Raw genomic sequence first — 21,747 nt, 5'->3', positions numbered from 1 at the left:
TCAGCCTCTGCGGTGAGAATCGACACCTGAGGCCGATTCCCACCGCAGGCACCGATTCTCGGGTGCTGGGACGGGATGGGTCAGACGTGGGGGTGGGTGCGCTCGAGCTTCGCGCCCTCGACGTCCACGTCGGGCAGGATCCGGTCGAGCCAGCGGGGAAGCCACCACGCGCCGCGGCCGATGAGGTGCATGAGCGCGGGCATCAGCAGCATCCGCACCACCAGGGCGTCGACGAGGATGCCGAAGGCCAGGCCGAAGCCCATCGACCGGATGATCGTCGCCTCGGCGAAGATGAACCCGCCGAACACCGACACCATGATGAGCGCCGCGGCGATGACGACCGAGCGTCCCGCGCGGAAGCCCTGCATCACCGCCAGGCGCGCTTCGGACCCGTGCACGAACGCCTCGCGCATACCCGAGGCGAGGAAGAGCTGATAGTCCATCGCGAGGCCGAACAGGATGCCGACGAGGATCACCGGCAGGAAGTTCAGGATGGGCCCGGTGGTGTGGAGGCCGATGAGCTCCGCTCCCCAGCCCCACTGGAACACCGCGACGACGGCGCCGTACGTCGCGAACAGCGACAGGATGAAGCCGCCGGTGGCGATCAGCGGCACGACGAGTGAGCGGAACACGACGATCATGATGATGAGCGAGAGCCCCACGACGACGGCGAGGTAGATCGGCAGGATGCCGACGAGCCCCTCGGAGATGTCGATGTTGATCGCCGCCTGACCCGCCACGCCGAGCGCGTACTCCCCGTCGATCGGCGGCATCGATCGCAGGTCGCGCACCAGGTCCTCGGTCGCGACGCTGCTCGGCCCTTCGGTCGGGATGACCTGGAACGCGGCGACTTCGCCGCTGTCCGACACCGCGATCGGCGCCACGGCGGCGACGTGCTCGCGACCGGCGAGCGTCTCGGCCACATCGACCTGCGCGCGCAGCTGCGCCGCGTCGTCGAGCCCGCCCGGCAGGTCCGCGGTCACGAGCAGCGGCGAGTTCGCGCCGGGACCGAAGGCGTCCTCGGTCAGTTCGTACGCGCGCTGGCCGTACGAGCCCTCCGGCTCCGACGCGCCGTCGGGGAGGCCGACCCGCATCGACAGGGCCGGGATCGCGAGCACGAGCAGCAGCCCGACCGACACGACGGTCGTGACGACGGCCCGCCAGGTCGGCATGGCGCGGGTGGGCGTCGCGACGGCATCCGCCTGCCCGATCCGCGCCCGAGCGCGGCGACCGAGCACGCGCAGACCGAGCAGGGAGAGGAGCGCCGGAAGCAGGGTGATCGCGATCAGCACCGCGATGGCGACGCAGATCGCGCCGGCGGTGCCCATGAGACCGAGGAACGGGATGCCCGTGACGTTCAGCGCGAGGAGCGCGACGACGACCGTCGATCCCGCGAAGACGACGGCGTTGCCGGCGGTGCCGCCGGCGAGACCGATCGACTCCCGCAATTCGACGCCGCGGAGCAGCTGCTTGCGGTGGCGGTTGAGCACGAACAGGGCGTAGTCGATGCCCACCGCGAGTCCGAGCATGACGCCGAGGACGGGCGTCACCGACGCCATCTGCACGACGCCCGAGAGCGAGAGGACGCCGAGCACACCCGCGGCGACGCCCACGATCGCCGTGACGAGCGGGAGCGCGGCGGCGATGACGCTGCCGAGCATCACGAGCAGCACGATGGCCGCGACACCGACGCCGATCGCCTCACCGATACCGAGGATCTTGGGGACGCCCTGCGAGATCTCGGTCGAGAACCCGACTTCGACGCCGTCGATCGGCTCGGCGGTGAAGTGCTCGACGACAGCCTGCTTCGACTCCTCGGGCAGCTCCAGGCGCGGCACGGTGAAGCCGACGTTGACCGTCGCGGTGGATCCGTCGGCCGAGACGAGTCGGATGCCGTCGGCGAGCTCGAGCAGGCGGGCGCCGAGGTCGGCCGTCTCACCCTGCTGCTCGAGCTGGGCCCGGCCGTCGTCGAGTGTCGCCTGCTGCCGCGCGAGCTCGTCGCGACCGGCGTCGAGCTGGGCCTGCTGAGCGTCGAGCGGCGCGAGCTGCGCGGCCGGCAGCCCGGCGGCCTCGGCCTGCGCGCGCGCTGCATCGAGCTGGGCCTGCCCCGCCTCGAGCTCCGCGGTCCCCGCGTCGAGCTGCGCCTGGCCGGCATCGAGCTGGTCGCGCGCGGCGTCGAGCTGGGTGCGACCGTCGGCGAGCTGCTGCGCCTGCGAGGCCCGCTCGGCCTCGGCGGCGAAGGGGTCGGTGACGGTCGCGACGTCGGGGAGGTCGGATGCCGTCGAGACGAGATCCGCGATCTCGGAGCGCTGCGCGTCGGTCAGGGCGCCGTCCTCGGCGTGGAAGACGACGGTTCCGGCGGCGCCCGCGAAGTCGGGGAGCTCGTCGGCGAGACGGTCGGTGACCTTCGAGGATGCCGTGCCGGGGATGTCGAAGCTCGACGAGAGCCCCTGGAAGCCCACGGCGAAGACGGCGCCGACGATGGCCAGGACGGCGATCCACGCCCCCACGACGACCCAGGCACGACGGGCGGCGCCCTTCGCGAGGCGATACAGCAGTTCGGCCATTCGGGGCACCTTCCGTCGGGTCTCGGGTTTGACGAGACGCAGCGTCTCGACAAGCCTAACCCGGCAGAAGGGATGCGATGAGCGCCGCGGCGCTGCCCGCGGCGGGAGCCTGGCCGCTGAGGGCGCGCAGGATGATGACGCCGGCGATCGCGTCGGCGACCTCGTCAGCGACGCCCGCGGCCGGCCCCGCCTCGCCCGATGCCGCGAGACGCGCGCGGACCCCGCCGTCGGCACCCAGCTGCACGCGCAGGAGCTCGCCGAGCTCGGGATTCTCGGCCGCCGCCGCCAGAAGCGCGCGGAACAGCGCGCGCCCCTGATCGGTCGCGAGCACGGCGTGCACGCGCTCGACCCAGTCGGTGAGATCGCGGCGCAGATCGCCGGTGTCGCCGACGGCGAGCTCCTGCCGGAAGATCAGTCCCTCGAGCAGCGCTTCGGCCAGGATGGCGCCTCTCGAGGGCCACCATCGGTAGATCGTCTGCTTCCCGACCCCGGCCTGGCGAGCGATCGCCTCGATCGTGAGATTCTCATAGCCGGTGCGCGCGAGGAGTTCCGCTGCCGCACCGAGCACGGCGAGACGCGCCTGCTCGCTGCGCCTCGGCCCCGTCCGGTGCTCGTCCATCCCTCCACCGTAGCCACGACGCACGGCCGCGCGCGGCCGGCGGATAGCGTGGGCTCATGCCGACCGTCCTCGTCCTCGACGATCACGATCTCGTGCGTCGGGGCATCGTGGACGTCCTGGGCGCCGCACCCGGTATCACCGTCATCGCCGAGGCGGCGACGGTGCGGCAGAGCACGGCCCGGGCGGCCCTCGTCGCCCCCGACGTCGCGGTGCTCGACTACCGGCTCCCCGACGGGACGGGCGCCCAGGCCTGCGCCGCGCTGCGGGCGCGGCATCCCGATCTCCCCTGCCTCATCCTCACCGCCTTCGACGACGACGACGCCCGCGCGGCGAGCGCCGCGGCCGGAGCCGCGGGCTTCCTCCTGAAGGACATCCGGGCCGCTGAGCTCGTCGAGGCCGTGCGCCGCGTCGCGTCCGGTCACCGGATGACCGCGACGCTGCGCGGACACTCCGACACCGGCAGCGCGTCCGGCGCGGACGCGGCAGCGCCGGCCCGCGTCGACCCGGCCGCCGTGCTCCCGCCGAGACAGCGCGAGGTGTTCGCGCTCGTGGCCCGCGGCCTGTCGAACCGTGAGATCGCCGACCGGCTCGGCGTGGCCGAGAAGACCGTGAAGAACCACGTGACCGCGCTCCTGCGCACCCTCGCGCTGCGGCGGAGGACGCAGATCGTCGTCCTCGCGGCGCGCACGGAGGCGACGCGGCGCGCATGAGGCCGGGCCCGGACCCGAGAGGATCCGCGCCCGGCGCGACCGGCGTCGTCAGGCGAGCCAGGGGAACCGCTGCACGATCGGCAGTCGCTTCCAGGCGCCGCCGAGGCCCCAGGTGTCGCCGGCGTGGAGCGCCGCGATCGCGATGAGGGCGACGGCGTAGACGACGTGGTAGTCGACGAGGGGGTTCGTGGATGCGGCGCCCCACGCGAACGGCCACTCGGCGAGGTACATGAGGAGCATCACGGCGCTCCCCGCCCCCGCGGCGACGCGGAGGCCGACGCCGGACATCACCGCGACGCCGATCGCCAGCATCCCGATCATGAACAGCACATCGGCGAGCGGGCTGGCCATGGCCTGGAACCAGGGCTGCAGCGGGCCGGTCACCGCCGGGCTCATGAGAAAGCCCTGGGCGGGCGTCCCCCCGTTGATCCACGCGCGCTCGAACGGCGTCGAGAAGCCGAGACCGAGGAGCTTGTCGAGGAAGGCCCACAGGAAGATGAAACCGGTCGCGAGGCGGAGGACCGCGAGCGTGCGACGGCCGACGGCCGACGTGACGACGTCGTCCTGACGGGCCAGCGCGACGGGACGGGTCCGAGCCGGCGTGCGGGCGATGGTGACGGGGACCGCGTGCGTGGTCATGATCTTCTCCTCCGGTGCGGTCTGACCACATAACCATCTCGCGATCGAGCCCGTCATGAAAGGGACCTAAGTCCCGGCAGACGCGAGACGCGTATCACCTGCGTCGCACGGGGGGCAATCCCGGTGATCACACCCGCGCGGCATCCCTACCATCCCCAGGACGCGACGATGGTCGACACCGTCGCAGGAGGAGGAAGCGTGACCGACATCGAAGATCTCGCCGACCGCGCCCGACGCACGGGGACGACGATCGCCGTCGCGGAGTCGCTGACCTCGGGCAACCTCGCCGCCGCCGTCGGGGCGGCCGGGGGTGCGAGCGACTGGTTCGCGGGGGGCGTCATCGCCTATCGGACCGCGACGAAGGAGCGGGTCCTCGACCTCGCCCCGGGAACCGACCCGTGCTCCTCGGCATGCGCCGAGCAGATGGCCGTTGCGACGCGGGCCCTCACCGGGGCCGACCTCGCCGTGTCGACGACCGGCGTGGGCGGTCCCGACATCCAGGACGGGCATGCCCCGGGCACCGTCTACATCGGCTGGAGCGACGCGTCGGGCGCGGGGAGCGCCCTGCTGCAATTCGACGGCGGCCCCGCCGAGATCATCGAGGAGAGCGTCGCGGCCGCCGTGCGGATCCTGCTGAGCCGACTCGGTCCGGCGTCCTGAGTCCCGTCGCATCGCCGTTCCGGCGGGAGAGGGTCGCCGTTCAGGCGGGAGAGAGGGGCGGGCGATGCGCGATGGGACGCGGCTTGGTCGCGGTCGGCGAACCGTTCCGGCGATGGGCGGCGTAGCGCGCGGTGATGGCCCGGTCGGCATCGTCGAGCGACGCGAACGCGGCCGTCCCCGCGGTGCCGCAGAGCCAGACCACCTCGTAGTCGCCGTCGCGGCGACGCTCGACGTAGGCGACCACGGCGTCGGCATCCGTCTGCGGACGCTGCGGATCGCGCACGCGCCAGGCGTCCTCGGCGATCTCGTCCCAGCGGAGTCCGGTGTGGTGCATGGTTCGAGACTGCGCCGGGTCGCTTCGAAATCCCAGGCCCTTGACAGGCCCGGATGAAGATGCCCGCCGGGTCAGTTCGGAAAGGTCGCGCGGATGCGCTCGATCGTGCGCAACGTCGCCGCGGTCCGCGCGTTGTCGACCGCGGCCGCAGCCACTCCCCCGGCCGAGACCAGCTCGACGAATCGCGCCACCTCGGCGTCCAGCGCGTCGACGCCGGCCTCGGTCTCGCCGGCGACGTCGCGCTCGGTCGCGTCGGCGCCCCGCGGGATCGTCCGCAGGCGGCGCGGGCTCGCCAGGTGGTCGATCTCCAGCGTCGCGTCCTCACCCTGGATCTCGCTCGGGCGGACGCTCGAGGTGATCTTCGAGAACGAGACGTCGACGACCATGCCGGGATATCCGAGCAGCGCGATGCCGGCACCGTCGACACCGGTGGCGATCTCGACGCGCGCCGCACTGATGGTGACGGGCTCCCCGAACAGCAGGACAGCCGCGTGCACCGCGTAGACGCCGAGATCGGCCAGCGCGCCCCCGCCCATCGCGGGGTCGAAGATGTTCGGCGTTCCGCCCGCGAGCACGTCGTCGTACCGGGACGATCGCTTCTGGTAGTGAAGCGACGCGCGCCGGATCACGCCGAGGCGGGCCAGCTCATCGCGCACCGCGGCGATCCCCGGGTCGTAGGCGGTGCGCATGGCCTCCAGGAGGACGCGACCCGAGGCATGGGACTGCGCGACGAGGTCGTTCCATTCGGCAGCGGTCGCGACGGCGGGCTTCTCGACCAGGACGTGCTTGCCGGCCGCAAGAGAGCGGGCGACCTGCTCGCGGTGAGCCGCATTGGGTGAACCGATGTAGACCGCGTCGACCTCGGATGAATCCAGGAGCGCGTCGAGGCTGCCGAACGAACCGGAGACGCCGAGGCGGTCGGCGTACGCGCGGGCGCGGTCCCCGTCGCGGGACGAGACGGCCACGACCTCGATGCCGGGCGTCCGCTGCGCGGCCCCGACGAATGCCTCGGTGATGACGCTGGTGCCGACGGTCGCGATGCGGATCATCCACCCAGCCTAAGCAGGGCGGCCTTCAGCAGGCTGCACTCACCGGCGGTGCGCGCTGCGGAGGACGTCCACGGCTTCCTCGAAGCGGAGCGTCTGGCGCACCTCGACGGCGCTGGCGTACCAGGGGCCCGACAGTGCGACGAACACGGCGCCCACGACGTCGACGTACCCCAGGACGACGGCGGCTTCGCGGATCTCGTAGCGATCGACGTCGACGAGCTCCCAGATCACCTCCGCGGTGGGTTCGGCGGCGGCCTGCGGCCGACGTTTCGGCAGCTCGCGGAGGGTGTCGGCGGCGGCGATCCGGGCTGCGGTGCGGCCCCGCGCGAGCGGCGACATCTCCATGACCATGATCTGCTCCTTACGCCTTGTGCCCAGTGTCTTCCGCCACCCCCGGAAACCCCACCGGGTTGACAACCGACCGGCGACCGCCTAGGCCCTCGATCAGGCGGAAAACTAGTTCGTCGAACTAACCGCAATTAGTTAGTCGGGATGCCGGGCGTACCCTTTCGCGCGTGGGTGTTCTCGTTTATGGGAGTCAGGGCCGGACCTTCGACATCGAGGATCGGCTGCTCGCCCATCTGCGGGTCGTCTTCATGAACAAGCTGCGGCGCAACGAACCGTTCATGTTCCATCGCGCGGCCGACGCCGGCACGTACAGCGTGTGGGTGCATCCCGCCGTTCCGATCGTGTTCCAGTTCAGCGGCAGCCGACCGCCGACCATCAACCGGCAGTGGGTCGAGACGCTCATGATCGAGGCCGGTGGTGCGAACGGCCTGCGCGTGATCCCCGAGCCGGCATCGGCCGACGTCTGATCCGTTCCGACCGGGCTGCGATTCCTCAGCGGCACTCCGCGTCGACCGCGTCGGCGATCGCATCCAGAAGTCGGGTCACCTCGCCCGCGGTGTCGTCGTCGAGTGTCCTCGCGAGATCGCGCACACGCGCGGTGATCGGGTCGAGACCGGTGATGTCGGCGTTCCGATCGATCGGCGCGACGTACTTGCTCCGGCCGTCGTCCGGATTGCGCTCGAAAGTCACGAGCCCGCCGTCATGCAGTCGGCGGAGGATCGTCGTCACGGTCGGTGTCGAGATGCCCAGCGCTGACGCGATGTCGGTCGGCGTGACCCGCTTGCCGGCGTCGGCACTGTCGTAGACGATGCGCATCGCCGCACGCGCCGTTTCGCTCGGGCCGCAATCGGTCTGGCGTCGACGCGAGAGGCTCGACTCGGCGAGGCGAAGCCGTTCCACCGCGCGCGCGACGGAGCGGGGTTCACTGGGATCGGACACGGCGCGGACCTCCGGGACGGCGATGGTGCCCGCCAGTGTAGGAGCGCGCCGGGATCCGCGTCTTCGGCTTGACGCCGCATCGATGGCGGGTCACACTCCGGGCGCGAGGTCGGGGAGGGTGCGGATCCCGAACTCGTGACGCAGCGCACTGAGCGACGCCCACCATCCGGCCAGCCCGTGCACGCCGGGCCCGGGGCTGGTCGATGCGGAGCAGAGGTAGACCCCGGGCACCGCCGTCCGCCACGGGTCCGGCCGCAGCACGGGTCGCGCCAGCAGCTGCCCGACCGACGGCAGGCCGGCGGCGATGTCGCCGTCGGGATAGTTGGGATTCAGCGTCGAGAGCCGCTGCGCCGTCCGCGACGAGGTCGCGATGATCGTGTCGCGGAAGCCCGGCGCGAACCGCTCGATCTGACGCGTGATCGCCTCGGTCCGGTCCGCCGAGCTGCCGGCGGGCACGTGCGTGTAAGCCCACAGGATGTGCGACCCCGCCGGGGCGCGCGACGGGTCGAAGAGCGTCGGCTGCGCCGCGAGCACGTACGGGCTGTCGGGGAGACTCCCGGCCCCGACGGCGTTCTCGGATGCCGCGATCTCGGCGCGCGTGCCGCCGACGTGCACGGTGCCCGCTGCGGCGACGGCGGGGTCGCTCCACGGCACCGGCGCCGACAGGGCGAAGTCGACCTTGGCCACGGCGGCGCCGTAGCGGAACCGCGACAGCGCGCGACGGTAGCCCGCCGGCATCCGCTCCCCCGCCATCGCGACGAAGGCGCGCGGGGTCACATCGAGCAGAACGGCGCGGGCCGACGGCAGGTCGTCGAGCGACCGCACCGGATGATCCGTGAAGAGCTCGCCGCCGTGCGCGCGGATGTCATCGACCATCGCCGCCGCGATCGCGCCGGTTCCGCCGATCGGGATGGGCCAGCCTCGCGCGTGACCATAAGTCCCGAGGGCCAGCCCGGCGCCGGCCGCGGCCAGGCTCGGCAGCCCGAGGATGGTGTGAGCCGCCACTCCGGTCAGCAGCGCGGGCGCGGCATCGCCCCGGAACCGTCGGTTCCAGACGCCGGTGCCCTGCTCGAGGCTCCGGACGGCGAACCAGGCCGCCGCGATCGGATCCCCCGGCACGCGCAGCAGCGAGCCGCCCGTGAAGTCGGCGACGCCGCGCACGCGATCGACGAGGGGGCGCATGAGCCGTGCGTACGCTCGGCCATCCGCGCCGAGACCGTCTGCCGTCCGCTCCAGATCGCGGTAGGCGAGCGCGGCGCCACCTTCGAGAGGATGCGCGAACGAGACGTCGGGAACGGCGAACTCGACGCGTCTGCGCAGACCGAACTCGCGGAAGAATCGGGATTCGAACGCGAGGGGGTGGACCGCGGAGCAGGCATCGTGGACGAACCCCGGCTCCGTCAGTTCCAACGAGGCGGCCCCGCCGCCGAGATGGTCCTGTCCCTCGAACACCGCGACCGACAGCCCCGAACGCGCGAGGGTGACCGCCGCCGCGAGCCCATTGGGCCCCGAGCCGACGATGACGGCGTCGTACTCGCCCCTCACCGGCCGGCGCCGCCCTCGGCCAGGTACGCGAGACGGTGGAGCGTCTCGGCGTTGCGCAGGCGCAGCGGGATGTCGAGCAGCGGTTGTGGCACGAGGGACCCGGGCCCCTCGGCGGCGACCTCCTGGAGACGCACGACGCACCCCTCCCCGCGCGGTTTGACGTCGATCACGATACGCGCCTCGCCGATCGGCCAGCCCCGCGCCTGCAGCACCATCCGCCGCGGCGGGTCGTACTCGAGCACCGAGGTGCTGTCATCGAGGAGTGCGGGCCAGACCCCGAAGGAATGATGCAGCCGCGAACCGGTACGCGGCCACTCCTCGGCGACGTCGCGCATGCGCGACGCGCCGACGACCCAGGAGGGGAAGAGCCAGCCGTCGGCCAACACGGCGAAGACCGCCTCGGGGGCGCACTGCATCCGTTTGACGTTACGAGCCACGACGGACCTCCCTCACGGCTGCAGCACCACCTTGATGCAGCCGTCCTCCTTCTTCTGGAACGTCTCGTACAGGGCGGGGGCGTCGTCGAGCGGCACCCGGTGGGTCGTCAGGTCCATGACGCCCAGCGGATCGGCGGCATCCTCGACGAGCGGGAGCAGGTCATCGACCCAGCGCTTGACGTTGCACTGCCCCATCCGCAGGCTCAGCTGCTTGTCGAACATGGTCTTCATCGGCAGCACGTCGGCCTCGCCCGCGTAGACGCCGCTGAGCGAGACGGTTCCGCCGCGGCGCACCGTGTCGATGGAGGCGTGGAGGGCCGCCAGCCGGTCGAGGCCGCCGGTCTCCATGAGCTTCTGCGCGAGCCCGTCCGGCAGGAGTCCCATCGCCTTGTGGACGGCGGCGACCCCGGGATTCCCGTGGGCCTCCATCCCGACGGCGTCGACGACGGCATCGGCCCCGCGACCCTCGGTGAGGTCGCGCAGCTCGTCCACGACGGTGTCGGTGAGATCGAAGGCGTCGGCCCCGTGCCGCTCCGCCATCGCGCGGCGCTCGGCCACCGGGTCGACCGCGAGGACGCGGTAGCCGCGGTGGATGCCGATGCGCGCGACGAACTGCCCGACCGGGCCGAGCCCCATGACGGCGAGGGTGCCGCCCTCGGGAACGTCCGCGTACTCGACGCCCTGCCAGGCCGTGGGCAGGATGTCGCTGAGGAACAGGTACCGGTCGTCCGGGAGGTCGGTGCCGACCCGGATGTGGTTGTAGTCGGCGAGGGGAACGCGGAGGTACTCCGCCTGCCCACCCGGCACCTGCCCGTAGAGCTTGGTGTACCCGAAGAGCGAGGCGCCGCTGCCGTACTCGGTGACCTGGGTCGTCTCGCACTGCGACTGCAGCCCGCGCCGGCACATGAAGCAGTGCCCGCAGGAGATGTTGAAGGGAACGACGACGCGGTCGCCCACCGCCAGGGTGGTGACGGCGGAGCCGACCTCGACGACCACGCCCATGGGCTCGTGGCCGAGGACGTCGCCGCTGTCGATGAACGGGCCGAAGATCTCGTAGAGGTGGAGGTCGGAGCCGCAGATCGCGGTCGAGGTGATCTTGACGATCGCGTCGGTGGGTTCGAGGATCTCGGGGTCCGGGACGGTCTCGACCGAGACGTTGCGGCGCCCCTGCCACGTGAGGGCCTTCATCGCGCGCCCCCGTTCCGGTCGTCGCCGTCGGCCTCGGGCGTTCCCGGTCCCGGGCCCGGTCGCACGGCTGCCGTGTCGGCGATGTCGATGCGGGTGTTGCCGTCGTGCTCGCTCGTCGTGATGCGGGGCGCGGCGTCCGCTTCGGTGGAGCCGCCGGCCCTCAGAAGTTCTTCGCGGCGGTCCTCGTCGGTCGTTGCGTCGGATGCGTCTGCCATAGCCCGACGGTAGGCACGTCCGCGAACAGGCGGCGAGGGGATGGCGGGAGGAGCGACGCCGTGATAGCCAGGGCGAGTCCGATCGGGCGCGATGACGCCCGGAGAGAAGGAGGGGCCCATGTCGAACGATCTGACACGAGACGACGCGAAGCCCAGCCAGGCCGAAGGCGCCGATCCGGATCACCCCGGTACCGGCGAGGCTCCCGAAGAGGAGACGGGCCACCCCTCGCAGGCGGAGGGCGAAGACGCCTGACCGACCCGGTCAGGCTCCGGAGCGGGCGGCGACGGCGTCGAGAGCGTCGGCGATACGCGCGATGACATCGGCGGCGATCACCGCCCGCTCCTCGTCGAGTTCGTCGATCACCGAGACGATCGCGGAGTGGTGCTGCGCGAACGCGTCGTCGACGCGGGCGATCGCCTCCTCGGTCGGCACGAGGTAGTGGGCGCGCCGATCCGACGGATGCTGCACGCGCTCGATGTATCCGCGAGTCGCCAGCCGCTCCACGACGTTGGTCACTGTCGCGCTCGACGTGGCGAGCATGATGATGAGGTCTTTGGGCCCGAGATCACGCCCGTCGCGATGCCCCTGAACCAGGTAGCGGAGCGCGGTGAGGTCGATCGCCGAGAGCTCCGATGCGCGCACGGCGAGACCGGCCTGCACCTGCTCGGCGCGTCGAAGCCGGAGGATGGCGTCACTCAGACGCTGACCGACCTCGTCACGCGGTTGATCGGCGTACAGGTGCAGCCCTTCGTGTCTGACCACGTTCTGCGGCATGGGGACCTCCTCGCTCCGGAAAGCATAGGGCAATCGCTAGCTCTCAATGACAGATGAGAACTTTCACACCATGTGAGATACATACCTCAACGAATTGACAGAAAGTGTCTTGTCTGGCTAGATACTTAATCGAGGGCAGCACTCGGGCTCTCCGCTCAACGTCAAGATCTGGAGGACAGCATGGGTCAGCTCTACTACGGGAACGCCACCACGTCCGTCGACGTTCCGGACCGCCTGCTCGCCCACCTGAAGGTGGTCGTCGCGACGAAGCTCCGTCGGAACGAGAGCTTCATGATGTCGTGGACCGGAGGGTCGGAGCCCGCCGGACGCTCCTCCATCTGGCTGCAGCCCGCGATCCCCCTTCGCTTCGTGTTCGACACGGCCGACATGGAGGTCCTGAACCCCCAAACCGTCCGCGACATGGCCAACGCGGCCACGTCGTCCGCCGGGCTCATCGTGGACCTCGACCAGGACATCCCCGCCGCGCCGCAGCGCGAGATCCGGCCGGTCACCGCGAGCACGCCGCGCCTGAAGGTGCCCGCCTGACCGCGCACCCCGCACGACTTCCACGCCGCCGCCGGCCGCTCCTATAATCGGAGCGTCCGACGGCGGCGTTGTCGTCGGTGCTCGAAAAATGAGTACGAAGCGGCAGGGCGCGAGAGCGCAGCGCGCGAGACACATACGGCCCGCATCCGTTCCATCTCGAAAGCACCGTCATGGCTTCCGTCTCCGCGCACGTCGCCGCGTCCCTCTCCCCCCACATCCGTCACGTCTTCGGCGTGATGGGCAACGGCAACGCCCACCTTCTCGACGCGATCGAGCGCGGGGGCGATGTCACCTTCACCGCCATGCGGCACGAGGCAGGCGGCGTCGTGGCCGCCGACGCCCACTATCGAGCGGGCGGCGGAATCGCCGCGGCGACGGCTACCTACGGCGCCGGATTCACCAACACCCTGACCGCGCTCGCCGAGGCCGCTCAGGCGCGCGTGCCGCTCGTGCTCGTGGTCGGCGACGAACCGACGTCGGGACCGCGTCCGTGGGATGTCGATCAGATCGCCCTCGCCTCCGCTGTCGGTGCACGCACCTACACGGTCGGCCGGGCCGACGCGGCGGCCACCACGGCCATCGCCATCGAGCACGCGCTGTCGTTCTCGGTTCCGGTCGTCCTCGCGATCCCGTACGACGTCGGATCGCGGGACGCCGGGCCGATCCCTTCGCCGATCGCGACAGCGGCGGCGGGACCCCTGCACCCCGCCTCGGCGTTCGCCGCCGCGACCGTCAGCGAGATCGCCGCGGCGCTCGCGGCGGCGCAGCGTCCGCTTCTGCTGGCCGGGCGCGGCGCGTGGCTCGCCGGAGCGGGCGACGCCCTCGGGCGCCTGGCCGATGCGACCGGAGCACTCACGGTCACCACGGCGCTCGGGCGCGGGCTGTTCCCGCGCACCGAGTACGACCTCGGAGTGGCGGGCGGGTTCGGTGCCGACGGGGCCATGGAGCTCGTCCGACAGGCCGACGTGGCCGTGGTCTTCGGCGCATCGTTGAACCAGTTCACGATGCGCTTCGGCGAGCTCTTCGCACCGGGGTCGACGATCGTGCAGGTCGACACCGCGCCCGCGGCGACCCACCCGCACGTCGGGCGCTTCCTGCGGGCGGATGCGGCCGTGGCCGCCGAGGCGATCCTCGCCGAGGTGGTCGCGCCGGCCATCACTCAGGACGCCTCACCCCGCGGCTGGCGTGAGAGCGTCGATGTCGCGGCGGCGCACCGGCGCGCCTCCGGTGACGATCGGGCACCGGACGGGCGACTCGACCCGCGAAGCGCCGCGATCCGCATCGCCGAGCTTCTCCCCGACGACCGGGTGGTCGTCTCCGACGGCGGGCACTTCATCGGCTGGGCGAACATGTACTGGCCGGTCGCATCGCCCGAGCGCATGATCATGATCGGAACGGCCTACCAGTCGATCGGCCTCGGCTTCCCCTCGGTGCCGGGCGCCGCGCTCGCCCGACCCGAGTCCACGGTCGTGCTCACCTCGGGCGACGGCGGCGGGCTGATGGCCCTCGCCGACCTCGAATCGGCCGTGCGGGTCGCCCGCGGGCGGGGTCTCGCCGTCATCTGGAACGACCGCGCCTACGGCGCCGAGATCCATCTGTACGGCGTGCAGGGTCTCGCCCCCGAGCCGATGCTGATCCCCGAGGTCGATTTCGCGGGGCTCGCCCGGGCCGTGGGCGCCGAGGCCGTCGTCGTGCGAACGCTCGACGACCTCGACGTGCTGGCCCGGTGGCGAGATCAGCCGGTCGCGGAACGGCCGTTCCTTCTGCTCGACCTGCGCATCTCAGCGGACGTGCGTGCGCCGTATCAGGAGGAGATCCTGCGGATCAATACGCCGGCCGCCCGGCGGAGCTGACCGTCCGCAGGGCGCCCGCGAAGAACGCGGCGAGCTCGTCGGTCGCCGCCAGCGGGAAGACGCCGGCGACGTACTGGTCGGGACGTACGACGACGACGACGCCGTCGCGCGAGAGGCCGCGCTCGTCGAAGATGTCGCTGTCGTGCCACGCGCTGGGCGCTGCGCCGAAGACCTTCTCCCAGTCGGTGAGGCCGAGCGGCCCCGAGCGGGGGCGGAAGACCTCGGGCACCGCGGGGAACTCGATCTCGTCGTAGCGCTGCTGATAGATCGCCTTGACGTCGAACACGGCGTCGGGGTCGGCGTCGGCGGGCGTGTGGACGGTGACCGGCGACTGCGGTCCAGCCATCCAATCAGCCCATTGCGACAGCGCCGACGGCTGCCCGGCCTCCGCCGAGTCGGCGAAGGCGTAGATGCGCCAGCGACCGTCGGCACGCGCATGGTGGCCGAGGTGGACGACGTTCCCGTCCGACACGCGCGCCACCTCGACGGACGCGAAGCGCTTGCCGATCGGGTAACCCGTCGCGAGGTCCTGGTGACGGTCCGGCGCGACGACGGCGGATGCCCCGTACTGGGTCATGAACCCCGAGGGGAACTCGGCCGTGGCCAGGTAGTAGGTCGCGAGATCCTGCGGGTCGGTGATCTCCTCGGGTTTGCGCGCCATGAGCGCCGACCATTCCTTGTCGAAGTCGATGAGCTGCTGCGCGACCGGCCGACGCTCGCTCGAATAGGTGCGCAGGAGGTCGGGCTCAGCGAGCCCGGTGAGGACGTGACCGAGCTTCCAACCGAGGTTGAACCCGTCCTGCATCGAGACGTTCATCCCCTGCCCCGCCTTGGCGCTGTGAGTGTGGCAGGCGTCGCCGGTGAGGAACACGCGCGGCGACGCGTCCGAGCCCGGCGTCACATCGTCGAATCCGTCGGTCACGCGGTGACCCACCTCGTAGACGCTGTGCCACGCCACTTCGCGCACGTCGATGGAGTACGGATGCAGGATCGCGTTCGCCCGCGCGATGATCTCCTCGATCGGCGTCTGCCGCACGCGGTGGTCGTCGTCCGCGGCGACCTCGCCGAGGTCGATGTACATCCGGCTGAGGTACCCGCCCTCGCGCGGGATGTGGAGGATGTTCCCCGCCGAGGAGTTGATCGCGCACTTCGTGCGCCAGTCGGGGAAGTCGGTGTTGACGAGGACGTCCATGACGCCCCAGGCGTGCGCCGAGATGCCCCCGACGTGGACGCGGCCGATCGCATCGCGCACGCGGCTGCGCGCGCCGTCGCAGCCGGCGACGTATTTCGCACGGATGGTGCGCTCCTCCCCCGCGCGATCGCCGGAGACGTGGCGAAGCCGCACGGCGACCGGGTGATCGCCTTCGCCCGTCACCTCGAGACCGAGGAACTCGACGCCGTAGTCCGGAGCGATCCGGGCGGGGCCGGCTGCGGCAGCCTCGGCGAAGTAGTCGAGGACGCGCGCCTGATTGACGATGAGGTGCGGGAACTCGCTGATCTGCAGCGCGTAGTCCTCGGTGCGCGCCGTTCGGATGATGCGCGACGGGTCGGCCGGATCGGGAGCCCAGAAGTTCATGTAGGCGATGTTGTAGGCCTCCGCGACGATGCGCTCGGCGAAGCCGAAGGCCTGGAAGGTCTCGACGCTGCGCGGCTGGATCCCATCGGCCTGACCGAGGACGAGGCGCCCCTCGCGCCGTTCGATGAGCCGGGTCGTGACGCCCGGGAACTGCGACAGCTGGGCCGCGAGCAGCATCCCGGCGGGCCCGGAGCCGACGATGAGCACGTCGGTCTCGTCGGGCAGGTCGGCGGGTCGATCGAGACCCGTCTGCGCGGCCGGGAGGACGCGCGGGTCGTGAGACACGTAGCCGTGGTGGTGGAACTGCATCGTCGTCGGTCCTTTCCCGACAGCTGTGTCGGGTTGCTCGGCGGAGGCGGCGTGTTCTATATTCGAACGCGACGTTCTACTATGGAACAGATCGTATACGACCGTCGATGCGCCGACAAGGGTGCGCGCGAGAGGGGTGCCCGTGACGGACCGTAGTGACCGGGATGCAGCGCCCTCGCAGACGCTCAGCCGCGGCATCCGGGTGCTCGAGATCCTGGCCGACGCGCGCGAGGCGCGATCGATCGACGAGATCGCGCGCGAGCTGGGCGTCCATCGCTCGATCGCGTATCGACTGGTGCGGACGCTCGAGTCGCATCGCGTGGTCGCGCGCGACGCGGCCGGACGGGTGGCGCTCGGGGCGCGGTTGGCCGCTCTCGCCGCGGGGGTCGCGCACGATCTGCAGGCCGAGGCGCTGCCGGAGTTGACCGCCGTCGCGAACGACCTGGGAATGACGTGCTTCCTCGCCGTCCTCGACGGCGACGAGTGCATCACGCTCGCGAGCGTCGAGCCGCGGCACGCCGTCGCTTCGGTCGCGCAGCGGCCGGGTGCTCGTCATTCGGTGTCGGTCGGGGCGCCGAGCAAGGCGATTCTGTCGACGCTCGACCCCCACGAGTGGCCGGTGGATGCGCCCGACTCCCTGCGCGCGGACGTCGCCGTGGCGGCCGAGCGCGGGTATGCGACGAGCCACGACGAGGTGATCCCCACCGTGCAGGCGATCGCGGTGCCGCTTCGGCTCGGTTCGCCCCATCGGCCGGCGGCGATCGCGGTCGTGCACGTCGCACGCGCCGACGATCCGGATGCCGTCGCCGAACGGCTGCAGCGCTCCGCCTCCGTGATCCGCGCGGCCCTGCACGGCTGACACCGCTCGGCGCTCCCGGGATTGCGGTTCCGTCTCGCTGTGCTCGCTCAGACGGGGCGGTGTCAGAACGGGGGCGCCGGTTCGGGTGGGGGCCGTTCGGCGACGAACTCGGGAGTGAAGCAGACCGAGGGGACCGGGAGGTCTTCCCGGTAGACCCTCCCGGTGGGTGAGGTCCATTGGATGATGCCGGCGCCGAGTTGGAGGACGAGCCAGTCGGTGAACTGCTTCATCGAATGATGTCGCTGACACAGGTTGCACAAGTTCGATTCGCACGTCGGCCCGCCGAGGGCGTGGTCGATGGTGTGGTCCAGTTCGCAGCGGATGGCGGGCCGGCGGCATCCCGGCCACCGGCAGTGTCGATCCCGCGCCTGCAGCATCCTCCGCAACGCCGCGGGTGGTCGGTACTGATCGACACGCGTCACCGTCTTCGTGGTCGCGTCGAGGGAGACCCGGTCCCACAGGGCGGCATCCCCGGCCAGGGTCCGGGCGGTGTCCGCGTCGATCAGGCCGGCGCCGACCAGCTCGGCGGCACGGTCGTCCTTCCCGGCGAGGGTGTCGGCCGTCACAACCAGCTGCACCCGGGCGCGGATCGCGCCGAGCGAGGTCTTCCCGTCGACATCGTGCGTCGGGTCGATCGCGGGCCCGCCGGTCAAGCCGAGGTCGCAGAGCACGTCCGCTCGCACTTGCTGGCGGGTGCGCGTGTCGGCCTCGTGCTCCTCACCGGCCGCACGGGCTTCCGCCGCGACCTCCTTGGCGATATCGATCGTCGACACGGCCATCTGGTTGAGCCGGTCATCGATCGCCACCAGCAGCGTCGTCGCACCCCGCAAGGTCAGCTCCGACATCCCGTCACCCAGGTCACGCAGGAACACGCCCCGGTCCGCGACGGCCGCTCTGTGCCGTTCTGCGAAGGTGCGGGCGGTGAAGTGCTGCGCCAACGACTCCAACGCGCCGTGAACCCGCGCGGGCACGTCCCGTTCGGCGACAGCGATCGCGGCTTCCTGCCACTCCTCGTGGTTCTCGTCCGGGAGGTTCCGGCCCAGCTTCACCACGTCGTCGACGTGCTTGGCCGTGAGCCGGCCGTCCTCCCACGCGGCCAGAACGAGCGGGTTCCCCTCGACGATCTCCAGCGCACGGCCGATCTCGTTCTGCACCCGCCGATCCCCGCACCGCGCGATTGCGGCGAACTCCGCCGCCACCGCTCGCAGCTGCATGTCGGTTTCCCGGCCCAGCAGCCCGTTTCGGCGCGACATCGACAGAGCCTCACGGCCGAGGACGCCAGTTTGCGCAACCGGGCGATATCGGCAGCATCCTGAGCCCGAACCACATCGAGCACGCCGTCGAGCTCGGCGCGGATGCGCACCCACGACTCCTCGTCGCTCGCTGATCGACTCGTCCCCATGAACGATATGATGCCATGCGGCACCGATGCGAGTCTAGAACACAGCTTCGACTTGGGGGCAACTCACTCGGTGACGAAACTGTGCAGGAATCGCCGCGGGCGTCACGCCACGGGGCTCGCCAGCGGTCGCCCCGCCACCTCCAGCACTCCGCGGAGCCAATCGCACGCCAGTTCCGTCGCCGGCGTCTCGCCGCCGGCATCGTGGCGGCCGTACTCGCCCACGCGGAGCGCACCGCAGCGCGCGAGGGCTTCGTCGACGAGTTCGCTCCCGCGCGAGTAGGTGCGCGTGTAGCTGCGATCGCCCATGCCGAAGACCGCGTAGCGGATGCCGGTCAGCTCCGCCTCGCCGTCGACGAGAGCGCGGTGGAAGTCTCGCGCCGCCGTCGGGACCTCGCCGTCCCCGTAGGTCGAGCACACGACGAGGTGGAGACGCCCCGGGGCGAGGTCGCGCGGACGGATGTCGGCCAGGTCGTGCACGACGACGTCGGCGTCCTCGCCGAGAGCGGCGGCCAACTCCCCCGCGACGAGCTCCGCGCCGCCCGATTCGGTGCCGAAGAGGATCGTCACCGGGACGTCCGCGGTCAGCGCCTCGTCGGCGCTCGCGGTCGGCGCGGGTACCAGACCCTCGTCGCGTGCCGCGGCCAGCATCTCCTCCCGCGAACGCAGCTTCGCCCGCTCGCGTCCGGGCGCAGCACCCAGCCGCTCGCGCAGATCGATCCGTCTCCAGCCGGTGAAATCGACGGCGGTGTCCGGCGACCATCCGGAGCTGCCGAGGCCGATGACTCCCGCTCGGATGTCCTCCTCGACCGCCCGGGCGAGCGTCCGCGCATCGGTCCGCTGATCGGGGATGGTTCCGCGTGGCCCGCGCCGCAGCCATCCCGCGACATAGAGCCCGGGCTCGACGCGCCCGTCGGGGTACTCCCCCGCGGCCACCGGCACCGTCTCGTCCGAGGCGAATCCGATTGCGCTCACGACGTCGTCCGCGGCGATCCGATGCTCATCGCCCGCGGAATCGCGCACGACCAGCGCTTCGGCCTCGACGCGGACCGGGGCGCAACCGAACCACCAGTCCACACGCACCCGCGGCTCGCCGTCCCCGCGGACGGAGCTCTCGCGCAGCAACCGCACCGCGTCGGCCCGTGCATCCTTGCCCGCGGCCGCGAGGTCGTCGGCGCCGTGCACGACGTGCTCGACCCCCGCGATGTCCGCCAGCTCGCGCACCATCACCGGGTCGAACTTCGCACCCTCGGGCGCGCTGCGCCCCACCAGGTGGACCCTGCGCACCCGGCCGGCGACGCGGTCGCGGACCTCATCGTCGATGTCGCTGCCATGGAAGTCCTCGGCGGCTCGCACGATCAGCCGCGCGACATCGAGGGCGACGTTGCCGTGCCCGACGATGACGACCTCGCGCCCGAGCTCGGGGACCTCCGTCTCGTCGGGATGACCGTTGAGCACCCGCGTCATGACACCGGCGCCGTGCACTCGCGCCGCAGCGTCGATCGGGATGCCGAGCGACGCGTCGGCACGCAGGCCGGTGGCCAGCACGACGACGTCGAAGCTCGCTCGCAGGGTCTCGAGCGACACCTCGCCGCCCAGCCGCACGCCGCCGTGGAAGCGCACCCCGTCGGCGGTGAAGAGTCGCTCGAACTGGCGCGCGACCGATTTCGTGCCCTGATGATCGGCGGCGACGCCGTAGCGCAGCAGCCCGAAGGGCGTCGGGAGCGCGTCGACGACGTCGATCTCGGCGGCGGGAAAGCTGCGGCGGAGCGCCTGGGCGCTGAAGCAGCCGGCCGGCCCCGACCCGACGATCGCGATCCGGGGCGCGGGGGTGCCGTCGTCCGCGGATCCGGCACCACCCGGCACCCGGGTGGCGGCATCGGCACCGGACCCCGAGCCGGCATCCGCATCCCAGCGCGCCGGAAGCGCCAGCATCCCGCGGAAGACCCACCCGCCGATCACCGCCGGCCGATCGGGCACCAGGTCGAGGCCGCGCATCCGCTCGAACAGGCGCGGGAGTCCGACGTCCGCGACCTCGGCGCGCGCCACCCAGGCTCCGAGGCACACGTGGACGCCCTTGCTGAAGGCGAGGTGCGGCTTGACCTCGCGGCGGATGTCGAAGCGGTCGGCCTCGGGCCACACGCGCTCGTCCCGGTTCGCCGACAGGATGCAGATGCCGAGCTTCGCGTGCGCCGGCAGCCGCACGCCGGTCAGGACGACGTCGCGCGTGGTCTGCCGGGAGTACAGACCGATCGGCGCGATCCAGCGGATGGTCTCGTCGAAGACGGTGCCCCACAGACTCGGGTCGGCCTCGACGGCCCGCCGCTGCTCCGGGTGGTCGAGGAGTGCCCACGCCGCGACCCCGAGCGCATCGCGGGGCTCGTTGAGCCCGCCGCCGATGGTCATCTTCACGTTCGCCCGGATCTTCTCGATCGGCATCATCTCGCCGGGGATGGCCAGGAGCGACGAGATCAGCGAATGGTCCGGATGCCGGCGGTGCCACGCCAGCATCTCGTCGAGCGCCGTGTCGACCTCGTCGAACGAGCGGGCACCGCGCTCCCAGACCTCCGGGTCGTCCGCATAGTTGCCGGTCGCATCGATGAGGGTCTGCGACCAGCGCTGCAGGTCCTCGTGCGAGGCGTTGTGGAATCCGAGGATCTCGCGGAGGTTCTCGGCGGCGTAGGGCGCCGCGAAGTCCCAGATGAGGTCGGCCGTCTCGCCCTTCTCGCTCATATCGTCGAGGAATCGCCGCGCGTTCCGCTCGAACACGCCCGTCCACGTCCGCTTCACGACGCCCGGCCGGAGGACGGGCTGCCAGGCCTTGCGCTCGGGATAGTGGTCGGGGTCGTCGCGGCGGAGCATCGAATGCCCCATCGCGCGGATCTGCAGCGACCCCTCTTCATTGGCCGAGAAGGTCTCCTGGTCGAACTCGGTCTCGTGGACGGCCGCGTAGCTCGTGATCAGGTACCGCCCGACGGCGGGGACCCAGTGGACCCCGCCCTCCGCGCGCAGGCGATCGTAGATCGGGAACGGGTCGCGGTAGAGGTCGGGAATCGTCACCCAGTCGGCGACGGGCGCTTCGCGGACGGGCTGGTCGTGGGTCTCGTTCGTCATGACACTTCCTCGTGTGGGACTGTCCTCACTATCCCGCGCCCGGTTCTGGTAGAAAAGCGGACATAT

At 71.4% G+C, this 21,747-nt stretch carries 22 protein-coding genes; 7 read left to right on the top strand and 15 right to left on the bottom strand.

The window, feature by feature from the left end:
• Positions 1-80 precede the first annotated feature (80 nt).
• A complete protein-coding gene (locus F6B42_RS04545; protein ID WP_150418366.1) occupies positions 81-2,567 on the bottom strand; it encodes an MMPL family transporter in 2,487 nt (828 codons plus the stop codon).
• 55 nt (positions 2,568-2,622) lie between these two features.
• Positions 2,623-3,186: a TetR/AcrR family transcriptional regulator gene (locus F6B42_RS04540; RefSeq protein WP_150418365.1), complete on the bottom strand. Its 564-nt coding sequence runs from the start codon at positions 3,184-3,186 to the stop codon at positions 2,623-2,625.
• A 56-nt stretch (positions 3,187-3,242) separates the two neighbouring features.
• Here F6B42_RS04540 and F6B42_RS04535 point away from each other — a divergent pair, with 56 nt between their 5' ends.
• Complete coding sequence (locus F6B42_RS04535; RefSeq protein ID WP_150418364.1) at positions 3,243-3,896, top strand: response regulator transcription factor; 654 nt, start codon at positions 3,243-3,245, stop codon at positions 3,894-3,896.
• Between the two features lie 48 nt (positions 3,897-3,944).
• On the opposite strand, the gene F6B42_RS04530 is transcribed toward F6B42_RS04535, so the two are convergent.
• Positions 3,945-4,535 carry a DoxX family protein gene (locus F6B42_RS04530; protein WP_150418363.1) on the bottom strand — a complete coding sequence of 197 codons (591 nt, stop codon included), beginning with the start codon at positions 4,533-4,535 and terminating at the stop codon, positions 3,945-3,947.
• Positions 4,536-4,733: 198 nt separating this feature from the next.
• Here F6B42_RS04530 and F6B42_RS04525 point away from each other — a divergent pair, with 198 nt between their 5' ends.
• Positions 4,734-5,195 (top strand): CinA family protein, encoded by a 462-nt coding sequence (locus F6B42_RS04525; RefSeq protein WP_223878339.1) that lies wholly within the window; start codon positions 4,734-4,736, stop codon positions 5,193-5,195.
• Positions 5,196-5,235: 40 nt separating this feature from the next.
• Here the strand turns inward: F6B42_RS04525 and F6B42_RS04520 are convergent, their stop codons facing one another.
• The 3 genes from F6B42_RS04520 to F6B42_RS04510 all read right to left on the bottom strand — a co-directional run bounded on the left by F6B42_RS04520 (position 5,236) and on the right by F6B42_RS04510 (position 6,929).
• Complete coding sequence (locus F6B42_RS04520; RefSeq protein WP_150418361.1) at positions 5,236-5,529, bottom strand: hypothetical protein; 294 nt, start codon at positions 5,527-5,529, stop codon at positions 5,236-5,238.
• Positions 5,530-5,600: 71 nt separating this feature from the next.
• Positions 5,601-6,578 (bottom strand): Gfo/Idh/MocA family protein, encoded by a 978-nt coding sequence (locus tag F6B42_RS04515; protein ID WP_150418360.1) that lies wholly within the window; start codon positions 6,576-6,578, stop codon positions 5,601-5,603.
• Positions 6,579-6,617: 39 nt separating this feature from the next.
• Entirely contained in the window at positions 6,618-6,929 is a 312-nt protein-coding gene (locus tag F6B42_RS04510) for a hypothetical protein (RefSeq protein WP_191089258.1), read from the bottom strand.
• 164 nt (positions 6,930-7,093) lie between these two features.
• On the opposite strand from F6B42_RS04510, the gene F6B42_RS04505 reads away from it, so the two are divergent.
• Positions 7,094-7,393, top strand: a complete 300-nt coding sequence (locus tag F6B42_RS04505; protein ID WP_150418359.1) for a DUF7882 family protein — start codon at positions 7,094-7,096, stop codon at positions 7,391-7,393.
• Between the two features lie 25 nt (positions 7,394-7,418).
• Here the strand turns inward: F6B42_RS04505 and F6B42_RS04500 are convergent, their stop codons facing one another.
• The 5 genes from F6B42_RS04500 to F6B42_RS04480 all read right to left on the bottom strand — a co-directional run bounded on the left by F6B42_RS04500 (position 7,419) and on the right by F6B42_RS04480 (position 11,250).
• Entirely contained in the window at positions 7,419-7,865 is a 447-nt protein-coding gene (locus F6B42_RS04500) for a MarR family winged helix-turn-helix transcriptional regulator (protein ID WP_150418358.1), read from the bottom strand.
• Positions 7,866-7,955: 90 nt separating this feature from the next.
• Entirely contained in the window at positions 7,956-9,410 is a 1,455-nt protein-coding gene (locus tag F6B42_RS04495) for a phytoene desaturase family protein (protein ID WP_150418357.1), read from the bottom strand.
• Positions 9,407-9,847 carry an SRPBCC family protein gene (locus F6B42_RS04490; RefSeq protein ID WP_150418356.1) on the bottom strand — a complete coding sequence of 147 codons (441 nt, stop codon included), beginning with the start codon at positions 9,845-9,847 and terminating at the stop codon, positions 9,407-9,409. The genes F6B42_RS04495 and F6B42_RS04490 overlap by 4 nt, the downstream gene beginning before the upstream one ends.
• 12 nt (positions 9,848-9,859) lie before the next feature.
• Positions 9,860-11,035: a zinc-dependent alcohol dehydrogenase gene (locus F6B42_RS04485; RefSeq protein ID WP_150418355.1), complete on the bottom strand. Its 1,176-nt coding sequence runs from the start codon at positions 11,033-11,035 to the stop codon at positions 9,860-9,862.
• Complete coding sequence (locus tag F6B42_RS04480) at positions 11,032-11,250, bottom strand: multidrug transporter (RefSeq protein ID WP_150418354.1); 219 nt, start codon at positions 11,248-11,250, stop codon at positions 11,032-11,034. Before F6B42_RS04480 ends, F6B42_RS04485 begins: the two co-directional genes overlap by 4 nt.
• Positions 11,251-11,368: 118 nt before the next feature.
• Here F6B42_RS04480 and F6B42_RS15050 point away from each other — a divergent pair, with 118 nt between their 5' ends.
• On the top strand, positions 11,369-11,503 hold the full coding sequence (locus F6B42_RS15050) for a hypothetical protein (RefSeq protein ID WP_263405850.1): 135 nt from the start codon (positions 11,369-11,371) through the stop codon (positions 11,501-11,503).
• 9 nt (positions 11,504-11,512) lie between these two features.
• Here the strand turns inward: F6B42_RS15050 and F6B42_RS04475 are convergent, their stop codons facing one another.
• Complete coding sequence (locus F6B42_RS04475) at positions 11,513-12,025, bottom strand: MarR family winged helix-turn-helix transcriptional regulator (RefSeq protein ID WP_150418353.1); 513 nt, start codon at positions 12,023-12,025, stop codon at positions 11,513-11,515.
• Between the two features lie 180 nt (positions 12,026-12,205).
• Between F6B42_RS04475 and F6B42_RS04470 the strand changes: the two genes are divergently transcribed.
• Together F6B42_RS04470 and F6B42_RS04465 are read left to right on the top strand one after the other, a co-directional pair.
• The gene (locus F6B42_RS04470) at positions 12,206-12,571 is read left to right on the top strand and encodes a DUF7882 family protein (RefSeq protein WP_223878338.1); all 366 of its coding nucleotides are present in this window, start codon (positions 12,206-12,208) and stop codon (positions 12,569-12,571) included.
• 170 nt (positions 12,572-12,741) lie between these two features.
• A complete protein-coding gene (locus F6B42_RS04465) occupies positions 12,742-14,424 on the top strand; it encodes a thiamine pyrophosphate-binding protein (protein ID WP_150418352.1) in 1,683 nt (560 codons plus the stop codon).
• On the opposite strand, the gene F6B42_RS04460 is transcribed toward F6B42_RS04465, so the two are convergent.
• Positions 14,396-16,309 carry an FAD-dependent monooxygenase gene (locus F6B42_RS04460; protein WP_150418351.1) on the bottom strand — a complete coding sequence of 638 codons (1,914 nt, stop codon included), beginning with the start codon at positions 16,307-16,309 and terminating at the stop codon, positions 14,396-14,398. The genes F6B42_RS04465 and F6B42_RS04460 overlap by 29 nt on opposite strands.
• A gap of 142 nt (positions 16,310-16,451) precedes the next feature.
• On the opposite strand from F6B42_RS04460, the gene F6B42_RS04455 reads away from it, so the two are divergent.
• Positions 16,452-17,168: an IclR family transcriptional regulator gene (locus F6B42_RS04455; RefSeq protein ID WP_150418350.1), complete on the top strand. Its 717-nt coding sequence runs from the start codon at positions 16,452-16,454 to the stop codon at positions 17,166-17,168.
• Positions 17,169-17,230: 62 nt separating this feature from the next.
• Here F6B42_RS04455 and F6B42_RS04450 read toward each other — a convergent pair whose 3' ends face one another.
• Both F6B42_RS04450 and F6B42_RS04445 read right to left on the bottom strand, forming a co-directional pair.
• The gene (locus F6B42_RS04450; RefSeq protein WP_223878337.1) at positions 17,231-18,421 is read right to left on the bottom strand and encodes an HNH endonuclease signature motif containing protein; all 1,191 of its coding nucleotides are present in this window, start codon (positions 18,419-18,421) and stop codon (positions 17,231-17,233) included.
• A gap of 251 nt (positions 18,422-18,672) precedes the next feature.
• The gene (locus F6B42_RS04445) at positions 18,673-21,681 is read right to left on the bottom strand and encodes a cytochrome P450 (RefSeq protein WP_150418349.1); all 3,009 of its coding nucleotides are present in this window, start codon (positions 21,679-21,681) and stop codon (positions 18,673-18,675) included.
• Positions 21,682-21,747 lie beyond the last annotated feature (66 nt).

The sequence above is a fragment of the Microbacterium radiodurans genome (assembly GCF_008710705.1).
In the GTDB taxonomy this organism is placed as follows: domain Bacteria; phylum Actinomycetota; class Actinomycetes; order Actinomycetales; family Microbacteriaceae; genus Microbacterium; species Microbacterium radiodurans.
This window is presented reverse-complemented; position numbering and strand designations above follow the sequence as displayed.